Genomic DNA, 13,007 nt, shown 5'->3' with positions numbered 1-13,007 from the left:
TATGATCCGGCCTATGGCACACAACGGCCGAGCGACCGGAGAGAGCCCGTAGATGTGTACGCGATTAGTGTATATCGCACCCGAGAATCTCGTGCTCACTGGCCGGTCGATAGACTGGCACGGCGAGATCGGAACGAACATTTGGGCGTTCCCGCGCGGAGTGGAGCGAACGGGCGAAGTCGGTCCGGCCTCGATACAGTGGACCGCCGAGTACGGCAGTGTCGTCGCATCCGCGTACGACATCGCGACGACCGACGGGATGAACGAGGCGGGTCTGGTTGCGAACGTCCTGTGGCTCACCGAATCCGACTATCCTGAGTGGACTGGCGACAGACCTGGACTGTCGATCTCGCTGTGGGCGCAGTACGTCCTCGACAACTTCGCGACGGTAGCCGAGGCAGTCGAGAACCACCGAAACGAAGAGTTCGTGGTCGTTTCCGACGAAATCCCGGACAAAGGCCGGTTGGCCACCCTACACCTGTCTATCTCGGACGCCACGGGTGATAGTGCCATCCTCGAGTACGTCGACGGCGAGTTGACGATCCACCACGGTCGGGAGTATCAGGTGATGACGAATTCCCCGACGTTCGACCAACAGCTCGCACTCGACGAGTACTGGTCTGAGATCGGTGGAACGGTCATGTTGCCGGGAACGAATCGTCCGGCTGACCGATTCGCCCGCGCGAGTTTCTACGTGGACGCGATCCCGCAGACCCAGAACCGTCGAACCGCAACGGCGAGCGTCTTCGGCGCGATCCGCAACGTCTCCGTGCCGTACGGGATCAGTACGACGGACGCGCCGCATATCTCCTCGACGCGTTGGCGCACGGTCGCCGATCACCGTGACCGACGCTACTACTTCGAGTCGGCGCTCTCACTGAACGTTTTCTGGCTGGATCTCGACGGGATCGACTTCGAAGCCGACGCCGGAGTTCGGTCGCTGTCGCTCGGTGAGAACCAGACGAACCTACAGGTACTGATTCCGAATTTTATCCAACTCTGTCCGTTTTCGATACCAGAAGTAGAGTTTGAGCAGTATAAACTCGAGTCCTACGACGATTAGCCCAGCAATTTCTCCAACTCGATATGCTGGATTGAGGTTATATGTGAGGTAGTTCGTAAATATTTCCGCTGGGCTATGGCCGGTAATCATCATAATACCGAGATAGGAAGTGAAGACTGGTGGGAGGAAAACGAGTAAGAACAGCACATATTTGTTGAATATATGTGATTTTATTTCGGCTTTCTTCGCCTCTTGTTTGGCGGTTTCACGGTGTGACTGCATTTCAGAGAGCACGGCTTTCCCATCGACATCGAGGTTCAGTTCGACGATGCGCTCGAACAGTTCAATAGTTGCATCGAGTTCGTCTACTTCCACACGAAGTCTGTTGTTCGACAGTTCCGGCAGTCTGTAGTCTTCGATAACTCCTTCGACGGCAACTGTTGCTGCGCTCCTAACGCGTCCGTCGTTACACTCTTCAGCGAGGTCAAGAAGGTCGGCCACCCGCTGTCGCTGTTTGGACGGTGGCAGCGGATTCGTCGAGGGACTTCGCTCGAAATTGTGACGAACTTCAGCCTCGAGCGTCTCGGCAAGATTGACCGTGATACCCGTCTCCCCGTCGGCTTCCTCATGAAGTTGCGCCAACCGTTCGCGCATCTCTTTGCCTGCGGTACCGAAGATTCCGTGTTCGAACTCCCGTATCGCGTTCTCTGCAAGTGCGTCCGCCAGTTGCCGTCTGGTTTCTGGTGACCCGGTGGTCGTATATTCTGCGTCCAACTGTTTGATTTGGTCCGATTCGACAAAATCGTATCTCATTACGAAGTTCGTAACTCCAGTATCCGTTCCATATCGATTTACCAACAGTACTCTGGTACGATGCGAGAAGATACTCGTCTTCATATGTTAATTTTAACCCATTAGATATTACGATTTAACCTCTCGTCTGATCCTTCCATGGAGTCTATTTCTTCTTTGCTCCGGATGAAACCCAAAATCCGAATGATCAACTTCGCGTGACCCGTATCGGCACTCTGGCTGTTTCGGAGGGAAGCAGTGTATCACTCTGGGATCGACTGCGAATGTATTGAGGAGCAACGAGTGAAACATACGATGGAAGTGGAACTCATCGAGGCTCTGTATTTCGAAAACGAGTCGGTGAGGCAATGATCGACCGCGACGGATGCCAGGAAAAATATCCCGAATGGGGGACGGCTCGAGTGCAGGCCGAGAACTTCGCCTCGAAGAACTCGAGATAGAGCGGCAAATAAGCGAGTATCTCCGGCGTTTCCGTTTCTTTGGATCAAGGTAGATGACGAGTTAGGTCCCGGAAGTGAACGGATCTATCTCGAACGAAACGCCATCGCACTGGTCAGTAACTACCAGAAGTCACCAACTGACGCTCGCTCCGATGAATGGCTCGGGAACCACAGTTGGAGCGAGAAGGTCCGTCAATTCGGACTATGGAACGTGAATCAGGGAGAGGAATGCTATAATTCTGATTTCCTTGATGGTTTAGAAGAAAAAGTCGAGAAAACAATAGCTGTCTAATACGGGTAAACCGATGGCCTCGGCACTCGAACGCCGACGATGTACCAGTACGCTGGCTGACCGTCGTGATACATAGATGACCGATGACTAGCCCGGGTACTCAGTGCATGCCGATGTCGGCCCGACGCATCCTCGTACCGAGTCGGTTGAGATCCTCACCACGAAGTGGTGAATCGGTCGGCGTGACGAACTCCTCTACAGCACCGACGATTCGTCGGGAGCGGCAGTCCCGTCAACGTAGGCGTCGACAGCAGCCTCAAAAAGCTCTGTCGCGGCCTCTGCCTCCCTATGTTCGTCGTATCCTGCTGGTTCCAGCCGTTGGGCCAGCCGACAGAGGACCGCTTCGAGGGAACTGGCCGGTTGTTCCGCCGTCTCCGGGACGGAATCCTCGAGGGTCCGCTCGAGACGCCTGTAGGCGGCGATGTAGGTATTGTACACAGCTACCCATGCCTCGAACCGGGACCCGGGTTCTGCTGCGAGGAACGCACCGGCTTCCTGGATGCTCATCTCGGGCGAGCCGTCCGGAACGTCGATTGGAATGTCGATTGTTAGCTCCTCGGGTGCCCGAACTACAAGCGACCGATAGGAGGAGTCGAAGTAATCGAGCAGGTCGTCGGCCCGCTCGATCGTCTCCGAACCGATATCGAAATCGTCGCGGATGTCCGCCGGGGGATCGAACAACGCCAACACCGATTCGAGATCGCTATCCACTGGGCCGTCAACGCTTGTGAGATACTCCACGAGGCTGCTCCCGTAGAGATCTTCGACTTCCTCGATATCCCCATCTCCGTATGCCTCGACCATGTGCCCGAAGACATCGACCCCCTCCTGAGCGTTCGTTGATCTCGTGTAGTGGTATGGGTGAAGACACTCCGCGAAACTGGCGAGCACCGTCTCGACGGCGTCCTCGTCGCCAGTTTCGATCTGCTCCACGGCGCTCGTTTCGAGCATCGACTCCAGTTCGAGGTAGTGATCGACGTACGATTCGTAGATATCCAGCCACCGCTCGTTGTAGGACCGGGTTGACGCGTTGAGGAGTTCCTCGGCGTCGTCGACCGTCTCGAGTCGCTCCGGGAGCGTGAGGGTAATACGTAGCTCGTCCGGAGCGCGTTCTTCCAGTCGTCGTTTGCGATCGTGCAGGTCTGTGAGACGCTCGTTACCCTGAAGGAGGATTTCCAGCGCAATGAGTTCCTCCATAAAGACGCCCTGTGGGAGCGCGCTTGTGTTCGAAAACGTTAGCACGATCATCGTTCCGGCGACCAGCGCGATACCCCAGTCAGCGAGTGTCCAACTCCCCGCGATACCGCCATTGACGAGTATCCCGCCGACGAACGCGGCGAGCACGCCGGCAAGGACCCACCGTGGCACCGTGTCGGCCTCCCGCTCGGGGTCAATCAGCCGCCACAGGACTCGACTGACGGTGTACGCGAAGAGGATTCCCGCCACAAAAGCAGCTAATGCAACCGACAGAACTGCGAGCAGGCCGATAACAAGATAGAAGAGAGTGCCGTAAGCGACGAAGATACCCAGCCCGATCAGGCAGTTTGAAACCCAACTTCTCAGAAACTGTCGTCTATGCACCCCGGTGAATGGAGGTGGCGGCAACGTCACGTACGTCGTGATCACGGAGAGTACTGTACAGTCGTAGAGTGCTAGCGTGAACACGAGAAACGACCAGATGGAGTCGAGCGCTGCTGGCAGAGTCCCGTCGAACAGTATTCGGTCGAACCCTGTTGCCTCGAGAGCGAGCCCCGGAACGACGACGACGAGAGCCAGCGTCAGCAACCAACTGAAGACGATTCTTCGGTTGGGAAATACCTTCCAGAAGCGCTGCTCTCCGTTGTGCGATATCTCCCGGTCGTTATCGGATGCCATTCCGCGCAAGGTGTGAAACCGCAACGCGTCACTGTGCGCTTTCGCCCACTCCATGACGTCACTGTTTGCCACATCAATATCGCTGGCGTCCTCCACGCCCATGGTGTCTCATCTGTCAATCCTGCTGGAATATCGCTTTCGAATGTGCTCGAGGCGGAGTTCCAGATTACACGGTCGGTTGACCGACCACTCTAGTTGTAATATTGAAACGTAGTCATGGCTGATAAGCTTCGTCGTGATTGGCTACCGGTACGGATTGTGGTCCGTACTGGTTCGAAGAACCAGCACGTTTCGTTGGTACCTGTACATCAGTGGCCTCGGCACTCACGACTCACAATCTATCCATAGTAAATGTGTTTAGCGGCTCTGTCGAGCACACTCAGTCCGTAGTTTGGGAGTTCTGCATCTGCGAGGTTTGGCGTCTCAGTCCGTATATATTGTATCTCGTAGTCCCTCACGTACCGAGTGGAGACACTCGTCCCATTCCTCATCGGTCAGTCGATTGTGGTTGTCGTAATATCCCCAATGAGGGATATGAATCAGCGGCGGGCTAGTGTCGAACTTGCTTAAGCCCCACCACTCCGGCTTAGAAATACTGAGGTCACGTATTTGCGTGGGTGAGACCCCTAATAGCCCAGCAGTTCCTTCGGTCGCTAACTTGCCTGCAGTAATGATTACCTCAGGGTCTATCTCTATGATTTCCTGTTCAAGATAGGACCGGCACGATGTGAATGGTTCATCGAATTTGCGGTTTTTGACAGGACACTTCACGCTACTCGTCATGTAGACTTCCTCGATTATGTCGGACACTTCAAAGCCTAATGGTTCAAATATTGGTCGGAGAAACAGCCTGACAGGAGGCCAAGAAAGAATGGAGTCCAGATGTTCTTCCTCGTAGAAGGTCCTATACCATTCGTAATCACCAGACCTATCATAGTCGGCGAAATCGAAGTGGGGGAACGAGGGTGCCTCCTCTATAATAAGAATATCTGCCTCGTAATTGAAGAACCCCGGATGATTGTATTCGCTCCCGGCCTTTGGACACCCCCTACACGCTCCTTCGCCATGCTTTGAGTTCTCCCATATTTCCTGTTGAATATCCGCCATAGTCCCAAATGATTGTGGGGTCAAATAACAATTAGTGTCGCCCGCTATTCTGAAATCGGCTGAGTCAATCTATTCTTCAAGAGGAAGGTCCTGCGAGGGTATATAGACCTGTTTCAACGTGTCGCCTGATACTCGGAATCGAGGTCGTCGTAGTAGTGAATCAAGAGGTCAATGAACTCATCCCGCCAATGAGCGTGACCCGCTGTTCGACATTCCGTGCTGTATCTTGTGCTTCACTTGTATAGCTACCAGTTGAAACGAACAGGTCCCGTTCGCCATTTCCGAGGGTTCCCATGAACGCTCGCATGTCCGGGGAACCGACCTTCGACTGTTGGCGTTTGACTTGGACCTTGATATATGGTTCTTCGAACCCCAACGAGTCGGGATGAGCGACCACGTCGATACCGTGGTCCTGACTGTCTTGCGTTTTCTTTGCGTGGTATCTCATCGCTCACAGGACTGCGGCGACCAACTCCTCGAAGACGAACGGGTTCCTCGGTTTCATCGGGAGTCTCCCCGCTTAGGACGCCTGTCGTGAACTTATCTCGGGAACAGTGTCTTCCCATCCGACATGCATGACATGCAGATATCCCGGTGGATGGTCGCCTGGTTTCCACTCGTACTCGAGTACTTACTATACTCTCAGTCGCCATATCCGGTGTGTCTATCCACAATACCTAGGAACCTCTAGGCAAAACTATCTGATGTATTATACAAATGGTTGAAGAAGAGTCTCAACAGTGTGAATGGGAAGAAGAAGTCGGATTATCCGAAGAGACAACCTATGTTGCCTTGTACCCCAGTCGAAAGCATGCCGAAGAATGGATGAAAGAAGCAGAAGAGAAGGGGTACGGCAGTCGTAGCAAATATCTCTACGAGTTAATACAGGAGGCTCGTGCCGCCCGGCAAGAGGGATTTCTCACGTATAGTCAGAATGAACCGAAAGTCAAGGAATTAGAAATGAAAGTCGAACAATTGCAGGAAGAACTCGAGGAAGAGAGGGACAAGGAATCTGGGGAGATCGATATCGCCCATGAAGAGTTCGTCACTACCTTCCTTAATGAACGCTACCAGCCACTCGATAAAATTCTCCATCAGGTCACGGATAGTGGTGTACTGACAGGTATTGTTAAGGACGCTGTTGAGGACCAATTATTCGATCTTGCGGAAGAGGGTGAAGTTGAGTATAAACAGGGCTATGGTTGGCGTCTCGCTCACGATAGCGACGAACAGGAGGTGGTTGAGGTATGACTGGAGAAAGCCGCGAGAAGATCTATGAAAACAAGCACGATGCAGTCAATGATTTCATTGAACGCAAGCAGGCAATGGGCCGGAGCCGTCGGACGCTCAATGCCTACTCCCGTACCCTGAAAGCATTCTTTCACGAGGAGTTCCCTGATCTCGAACCCGGAGAGGTTGAGGTACGTCATATCGAGGACTACATCGGATCACTCGCTGCCCGCGACCTTTCGCAGAACACGAAACGACGGTATCTCGAATCGCTCTCGTCGTTCTACGGGTGGGCGATGAAGCGCCCGCGGTTCAAGAACATCACCGGCAATCCTGCGGCAGTCGTCCTCGAAGAAATCCCACAGAAGTACCGCGAGCGTCCTGACTGTGCGACGTGGGAGAATGCAAAGAAAATCGTCCACAACATCGCTGACCCACGGAACAAGGCGATTGCCGTCGTGCTGGCGAAGACGGGATGCCGCATCCGGGAGGCGCTCGAAATCGAACGGGACGACCTGATGCTTGACGACGGATTTATTCGCCTCCGTGAGCGCAAGGGTGGCAGTCAAACGGTCGTCCCTGTGGACGAGGAGGTGAAGCACGCCATCAAGCGGTATCGACTCGTTCGCCCGGACAACGACTCCGAGTACCTATTCCTGAGCGTCCGGGGGAACCGTGTGAATACGACGCAGGTGCAGCGGGCCGTTCGTGACGCTGCGATCGAGGCAGAAGTAATGGACGAGGGCGAGACGCGCTTCCACCGCAAGTTCACCCCTCACACGTTTCGGACGGTGTTCACAACGCTGATGCGGAATCAGGGGATGAAAGACCACATTCTCCAGCACATCCGTGGTGACGCGAACAACCGAACGATGGACGTCTACACTCGGGTTGACCGTGACGACACCCGACAGGAATATCTCGAGTGTATCAAGTCCCTAGATTTGTAACCTCGCCTCGTCGAACACTTCGCGGAGACGCAAGAGATGCGGTCGTGAAGCAAGTCGACTGGACGGGTGCCCGTGTTCCATCAGATGAACACTGGACCGTGAGAGACAACGAATGTCTTTGGTCTAACAAGGAGTACCTTAATACGTTTCTGACCGTGATTCAAAGAGCACCGCTCCATGTAAAGTCTGCTATCGCTGCGATGGGGATTGACGAGTACGCCCAAGCGAGAGTATAGTACCAGTCTGGTAGCGACTCATCGAATTTGTATGTGTAGAGTGCGAGCCCAACGACGAGAATCCCGATGTTCGCATACCAGGTGAACCACTCGCTGACAAACTGGTACTCGTACAAATGGAGGTTGATAGCTGCGACGTTCGTCCAGATGGCCGGTCTACTGATGTACTTCTTCTCAACAAGTAAATCTAGCAATATCAATGAAATCACGTCTAAATTCTCAACGACGACCGGAGGGAGCAGTTCAATTCACATATCTCGTCTTGTTTACTATCCTGAAAACGGTTGTCGGAGCGGGGTGAAAGTAATCACCAGTTCATGACACGATCCCGATTGGGGGTTATCGGTATGCCTGCTTTCGTGTCTCCGTCAAGAGACGACACGCTCTCCCTATCTGCACCTACGGCCCCCGCGATGGGACGGATAGAACCTGCTTCCCGAGAGCGAGGAGTCTACTGTCGTCTCTGCGGTCAGGTTATTTGGGTTTGAAGAATCCGATAACGTTGCCGGTGACGTGCAGGAGGCACCAGGGTGCCAGCCCGACCACTAGGACGCCCGCCTAGAAAGCGAATAGGGCGATAGGGATAGGATGCGGGAGCGCGGTGATAGGCAGACCCACCGCGTTGAGACCAATGGCGAGCAGGAACGAGACGAAACCAAGGAGATTCAAGGAGCCAACGACGTGACGAGGTGACTGAACCGGGGCCCGCGGGTCTGACCAGTCCCATGGGTCGCTGTCCTTTGAGGTCGTGTCGTCGCCTGCGTCTATGTTGTGGCCATCCCTGACTACAGTACCACACTCGGGACAGTACGAGGCGTTGTCGTCAAGCTCTGCACCACACGTCTGGTAGTAGTGGACAGGCATGCCGTGGCGCTCGGGGAAGTCGCTAGTAGGCTTGGTGAAAGAAAATCATATTTCAAATCTGCTTAAATCGCCGATATAGAGGTTCACCTTCTCGCTTCGTGACCGGTCTCTCTACTAGTCCGAGTCGTTGCCTCTGCGTTCGCCTCGCGGAGACCGAAGAGCAAGGTGGCGTGCTCGCGTTCGTTACTATGGGTCCGTGTGTTCCATCAGCTCCTCTCTGCTATTGCTTAGACGTTAGACACTTTCGTTAGATAGGTTTGAGCTATTTAACAACGAGTGGGAAGACGGGTGTAGGAGAAATATGGTTGACATCCCCTATACGATTCTACAATCACTACTTCTCTATCGTATACAGCTAAAAAAGCTAGCTACGTATGTAGCTAGTAAAAAACTCGATCCGGCCGGGTGTCGACGGGGTGGAGAACACAGCATCCTATTCAATGCCATGTTACATTCTCTTCCTAAATGCGGGGTCATTTTTGGCTCGTACACGTTATCTACGGTGGTCACTAACCCCCGTTGATGAGTTCGTGGAACCAGTCCCTCTCGGACAAGTGGAAGATGATGCGAAAGGAGGAACAGTACAAAGAGGAGGCCTATCTTCGTCGCAAGGCAAGGCGAGATAGTGAAGAGTACAAACCACCGAAGATTCGTCGGGCCGAGGAGAAGTCGAAGAAAAAACGGGCCAAGCTGCACGAATGGGCTCGGGCTCGCCATCAGTACCGACGAGATCCCGAATCGTATCGTGAGGAACACGGTCCAGTAGAAGGAGTGAGGACGTTGAGTATGACTGATAATGGGGTGGAAGATACAACGGGAATCTGGATTCCGTTTGAAGGGTCACGCGGAGGCAGAGGTTGGAAACACACTGGAACGGGCGAAAAGAAATACCAGCTCGTCAGACCAGGCTCAGACTGTGGATTGGACGAACCGCCGGATATCGAGAGCCGATGGCGCGACCCATCGGAACTGAGCGCGGATAATCCAGATTTTGAAGCACCCCTATCGCCCGACGAAGCTCGCGAATTTTTTGATACGGTAGACTAACCGTCTCTGCGATTCCTCGTTCGTTCCGATGTATCCCTCGGGAGGTCCTGTTGCTCTCGCTTCTCGCGCGAGTCTCTTCGGTCTACAATAAGGGACAGCCGTTCATTAGTCCGATTCGTCGGATTCGAGCTCTTCTGCATCAACCTCGCCCTCAAGATACTGCTCTCCGACTTCTGTGATTCGATAAACACCATTGCCGAGATGCTGGAGCATCCCGTAGTCAGTCAATTTTCGATAACGCTCTCCGATGTACTTCCAATTGAAGCGTACGTCCCCACTGTCAGCCATGCCTTTCTGCCTGTCTGTCTCGACCTCCGATAGACGTTCGAGGATACGCTCGTCGCAGATAGTCATCCAACGAGTGGAGTATCGCATAGAGGATATCGCACCGATAGTGCGATGATTATGTCGGAAAAATGAAATAAAATCTAAAGTAGTCTATCTCGTGGGGTCTGCATTTCTCCTGTTTATGAATCCAGGCCGCGTCACCGTTCTCGACTGGAAGGCGTGGGACGTGCTGCACGAGAACGGGTATTTACCCGACGAGATGCCCGATAACCCGACTGATGAGGACTACTTACTGTCTCTCGGAGCATGTTGGGCGATCGCGAACGAGTACGACGTGAGTCTTCGCAGGCTCGACATGGCGCTATGGGCACTCAGAGGCGACGAGTAAAACATCACCAGCGACTAAATATAGACAAGAATAATATACTACCATGGACGAATCAAACCAACCGGAACGCCCACTCCCTGATGCTGACTCTGCCGAGATCGTGCGGTGGATGGAAGAGGACTTCGGGTGGGCAATCGCGGAGGCGGCACAAGAGCACACGAAGGACGAAGAGCATGAGGCTGTAGAGGTCGAGATAATTAATCATGATCAGGGCAAGGTCGTCGGGACGATTGATACGAACGGAAACCTCGATACGGAGAGTGACGCATTACACGATGTCTCACAAGAGTATCTTGAAGAGGGAGTTCCCGTGCTCGTGCCTACGACCTACGAGAATGGTGAGACAGTTCACGCCGACGCCGAGATCGTTGTCGATCCGGGGACCGAAGGATTCGTGCGGGCCTTCGTAGACGCGCTCCCGAGCCCATACGACTGTGACTCGGAGGTACTTGTTGATCTCCTGACTCACGACAAAAAGTAACGAAGCAGCACCTCATCGGACTACGCTATTCCGGAAATCGAGACTCGTAGCAATCGGGATTCCGTTATTTCAGAGTGATACCTGTTCTGCGACTAGTTCGTTGTCTCGTCAAGAGATGCCTGTCTCTGCGAGTTGAGGTGCTATTCGATGTATTCCTCACCACATCGCCACGAAACCGCGTCTTGTCGGAGTCTCTTTGATCTGCGTTCATAGACTAACTGTGCAGTCTGTTCGACTGCAACCTCAGTTAGTCGACTCTGGTGACCGCTGTCTAATTCGCTCTCCTGAGGTAAGATACATATATACCTTTATCTGGTCGGGGGCGACAATTCTTGAATACAGTGCAGAAGTATCCTCACAATCGACGATCTCCGAATATGAAATCAATCACTTCTACCCCAACGATTACTTCTGGTAATTATAAGGTTCAAGACGGAGCACAAAGCATCGTGATGCGAGGAAAAAATTTCGTGAAGTATCGCACGGTGAAAGCAAAAAACAGTCGATGGCAACAGGAGGATTCGTAGAATGCCACGAAGTGATGACTACGATATCAGTAAATCAATCGATCTCAAAGACGCTGTCTCAGGTGGATCTCAACAGACTAGCTTAGAGGGATTTCTAGGAGAATCTGGTCAGGCAGAGCAAAAAATCAACACTGATGAGGTATTGGAAGTATATAAATTCCCAACTGAGGGATTATCCAGGATCGAGGGCATAACATTCGCCGACAGTGTCGGTGACGAAGTTACTGACTACACGCATGGAATGCACACGTATCCCGCCAAATTCGTTCCTCAGATACCACGCTGGGCATTTCGTCTAGCAGAATTAGATCAAGGAGATACGGTTTACGATCCATTCGTGGGCTGTGGAACGACGATGGTCGAAGCCCGATTGTGTGGACTTAACTCATACGGCACGGACATCAGTCCATTAGCCCAGATGATGGCTGAAGTGAAGAGTAATCCGCTCTTCCCGGAGGATCCTGCACGTCTAAAAGCGTGTTCTCGAAAGCTACTGTCCAACATTCGAAACGATACGACTGAGGAGGAACTGACTGACGAGAACGAATATTTCAACCCGCCGATTAACTGGGACTTTTGGTTCCCAGAACAGGCGATTGCGGATTTAGTGAAGATCAAGCGCCATATTCTGAATTTTGATCCACCTGTTGAGATCTCAGAGCAGAACCGGGAGCTGTTAGAAAAATTCTATTTAATCAACCTTTCTTCAATCGTCGATACTGTCTCGTATCAAGATGAGAACCAGATCAAGGTCCGAAAAGACGAAGATAAATTCGAAGATGGACTTCCGGAAACCATTGATCTATTCGAGAGCACTGTCGAGAAGAATCAGCGAGGCGCCGTCGAGTTTGCTAAGAAGTGTGGAGGCGACGGCCTTTTCTCTAAAGTAGTCGGGGAGGACGCACGGACTCAGTCACTTGAAGAGAACTCGGTTGATCTCGTAGTCACTTCGCCACCGTACATCAACGCTATCGACTACACGATGGCTCATAGACGAAGTCTCATCTTTCTTGATTTCTTCGATCAAGACTCCTATAAGGAGCATCGACGGGAATACGTCGGAATGACCGAGCGGGCAGTTACAAAGGACTACTATGACGAGCTGCGTCTGACTGGATACGAATCGATTGACGGACAAATCAAGAAAATATTCGAGAAGGGCGAACGGAAAGACAAGATTCGAGCATTCATCCTCTATCAGTACTTCACGGGGATGGAAGAAGCATTTGAGTCGCTTAACCGCGTTCTGAAGGAGGACGCCTACTGTGTCATTGTTGTCGGTGACAACGAAATTCGGAACGAGTACATTCCGACAGCAAAGTACCTAAGCTCGATCGCTGAGAGCGTTGGCTTCGATTCTGTTACGGATTTCAAACACTACTATCGAAAGGTGCAATTGCAAACCGGTCGACGAAGTACCGGCGGGAAGATCGACTACGAAACAGTACTCATTCTACAGGCCTAAT

The 13,007-nt window shown here is 52.7% G+C and carries 12 protein-coding genes; 6 read left to right on the top strand and 6 right to left on the bottom strand.

Going from position 1 to position 13,007, the window contains the following annotated elements; all coding sequences use genetic code 11:
• Positions 1-52: 52 nt before the first annotated feature.
• Complete coding sequence (locus TX79_RS11275) at positions 53-1,063, top strand: linear amide C-N hydrolase (protein WP_049927543.1); 1,011 nt, start codon at positions 53-55, stop codon at positions 1,061-1,063.
• Here the strand turns inward: TX79_RS11275 and TX79_RS19325 are convergent.
• The 4 genes from TX79_RS19325 to TX79_RS19870 form a co-directional block, all read right to left on the bottom strand.
• A complete protein-coding gene (locus tag TX79_RS19325) occupies positions 968-1,816 on the bottom strand; it encodes a hypothetical protein (RefSeq protein WP_154660507.1) in 849 nt (282 codons plus the stop codon). The two genes, TX79_RS11275 and TX79_RS19325, sit on opposite strands and share 96 nt — an antisense overlap.
• A gap of 927 nt (positions 1,817-2,743) precedes the next feature.
• Positions 2,744-4,525, bottom strand: a complete 1,782-nt coding sequence (locus tag TX79_RS11265) for a hypothetical protein (protein WP_049927541.1) — start codon at positions 4,523-4,525, stop codon at positions 2,744-2,746.
• 321 nt (positions 4,526-4,846) lie between these two features.
• Positions 4,847-5,530, bottom strand: a complete 684-nt coding sequence (locus TX79_RS19045) for a uracil-DNA glycosylase family protein (protein WP_081655549.1) — start codon at positions 5,528-5,530, stop codon at positions 4,847-4,849.
• A gap of 160 nt (positions 5,531-5,690) precedes the next feature.
• Positions 5,691-5,978, bottom strand: coding sequence for a restriction endonuclease (locus TX79_RS19870; protein WP_230198569.1), 288 nt, complete (start codon positions 5,976-5,978; stop codon positions 5,691-5,693).
• A 269-nt stretch (positions 5,979-6,247) separates the two neighbouring features.
• Here TX79_RS19870 and TX79_RS11260 point away from each other — a divergent pair, with 269 nt between their 5' ends.
• A complete protein-coding gene (locus TX79_RS11260; protein WP_049927540.1) occupies positions 6,248-6,781 on the top strand; it encodes a hypothetical protein in 534 nt (177 codons plus the stop codon).
• A complete protein-coding gene (locus tag TX79_RS11255) occupies positions 6,778-7,710 on the top strand; it encodes a tyrosine-type recombinase/integrase (RefSeq protein ID WP_049927539.1) in 933 nt (310 codons plus the stop codon). The genes TX79_RS11260 and TX79_RS11255 overlap by 4 nt, the downstream gene beginning before the upstream one ends.
• A gap of 794 nt (positions 7,711-8,504) precedes the next feature.
• On the opposite strand, the gene TX79_RS20105 is transcribed toward TX79_RS11255, so the two are convergent.
• Positions 8,505-8,810, bottom strand: a complete 306-nt coding sequence (locus tag TX79_RS20105) for a zinc ribbon domain-containing protein (protein ID WP_049927537.1) — start codon at positions 8,808-8,810, stop codon at positions 8,505-8,507.
• A 522-nt stretch (positions 8,811-9,332) separates the two neighbouring features.
• Here TX79_RS20105 and TX79_RS19320 point away from each other — a divergent pair.
• Positions 9,333-9,857: a hypothetical protein gene (locus TX79_RS19320; RefSeq protein WP_154660506.1), complete on the top strand. Its 525-nt coding sequence runs from the start codon at positions 9,333-9,335 to the stop codon at positions 9,855-9,857.
• Between the two features lie 105 nt (positions 9,858-9,962).
• On the opposite strand, the gene TX79_RS11240 is transcribed toward TX79_RS19320, so the two are convergent.
• Positions 9,963-10,145 (bottom strand): hypothetical protein, encoded by a 183-nt coding sequence (locus tag TX79_RS11240; protein WP_394324995.1) that lies wholly within the window; start codon positions 10,143-10,145, stop codon positions 9,963-9,965.
• Between the two features lie 431 nt (positions 10,146-10,576).
• Between TX79_RS11240 and TX79_RS11230 the strand changes: the two genes are divergently transcribed.
• Together TX79_RS11230 and TX79_RS11225 are read left to right on the top strand one after the other, a co-directional pair.
• On the top strand, positions 10,577-11,014 hold the full coding sequence (locus TX79_RS11230) for a hypothetical protein (protein ID WP_049927534.1): 438 nt from the start codon (positions 10,577-10,579) through the stop codon (positions 11,012-11,014).
• A 528-nt stretch (positions 11,015-11,542) separates the two neighbouring features.
• Positions 11,543-13,006: a DNA methyltransferase gene (locus tag TX79_RS11225; protein WP_081655548.1), complete on the top strand. Its 1,464-nt coding sequence runs from the start codon at positions 11,543-11,545 to the stop codon at positions 13,004-13,006.
• The last annotated feature ends 1 nt before the right edge of the window (position 13,007 follow it).

It is taken from the genome of Halopiger goleimassiliensis (assembly GCF_000455345.1).
GTDB lineage: Archaea > Halobacteriota > Halobacteria > Halobacteriales > Natrialbaceae > Halopiger_A > Halopiger_A goleimassiliensis.
Note: the sequence above shows the minus strand (reverse complement) of the source record. Positions and strands in the feature narration are given on the sequence as shown.

What these genes read in the sequence shown, in the direction of transcription:
- TX79_RS11275 (WP_049927543.1), top strand. Translation starts at nt 53, where the DNA reads ATGTGTACGCGATTAGTGTATATCGCACCCGAGAATCTCGTGCTCACT.
- TX79_RS19325 (WP_154660507.1), bottom strand. Translation starts at nt 1,816, where the DNA reads ATGAGATACGATTTTGTCGAATCGGACCAAATCAAACAGTTGGACGCA.
- TX79_RS11265 (WP_049927541.1), bottom strand. Translation starts at nt 4,525, where the DNA reads ATGGGCGTGGAGGACGCCAGCGATATTGATGTGGCAAACAGTGACGTC.
- TX79_RS19045 (WP_081655549.1), bottom strand. Translation starts at nt 5,530, where the DNA reads ATGGCGGATATTCAACAGGAAATATGGGAGAACTCAAAGCATGGCGAA.
- TX79_RS19870 (WP_230198569.1), bottom strand. Translation starts at nt 5,978, where the DNA reads ATGAGATACCACGCAAAGAAAACGCAAGACAGTCAGGACCACGGTATC.
- TX79_RS11260 (WP_049927540.1), top strand. Translation starts at nt 6,248, where the DNA reads ATGGTTGAAGAAGAGTCTCAACAGTGTGAATGGGAAGAAGAAGTCGGA.
- TX79_RS11255 (WP_049927539.1), top strand. Translation starts at nt 6,778, where the DNA reads ATGACTGGAGAAAGCCGCGAGAAGATCTATGAAAACAAGCACGATGCA.
- TX79_RS20105 (WP_049927537.1), bottom strand. Translation starts at nt 8,810, where the DNA reads ATGCCTGTCCACTACTACCAGACGTGTGGTGCAGAGCTTGACGACAAC.
- TX79_RS19320 (WP_154660506.1), top strand. Translation starts at nt 9,333, where the DNA reads ATGAGTTCGTGGAACCAGTCCCTCTCGGACAAGTGGAAGATGATGCGA.
- TX79_RS11240 (WP_394324995.1), bottom strand. Translation starts at nt 10,145, where the DNA reads ATGGCTGACAGTGGGGACGTACGCTTCAATTGGAAGTACATCGGAGAG.
- TX79_RS11230 (WP_049927534.1), top strand. Translation starts at nt 10,577, where the DNA reads ATGGACGAATCAAACCAACCGGAACGCCCACTCCCTGATGCTGACTCT.
- TX79_RS11225 (WP_081655548.1), top strand. Translation starts at nt 11,543, where the DNA reads ATGCCACGAAGTGATGACTACGATATCAGTAAATCAATCGATCTCAAA.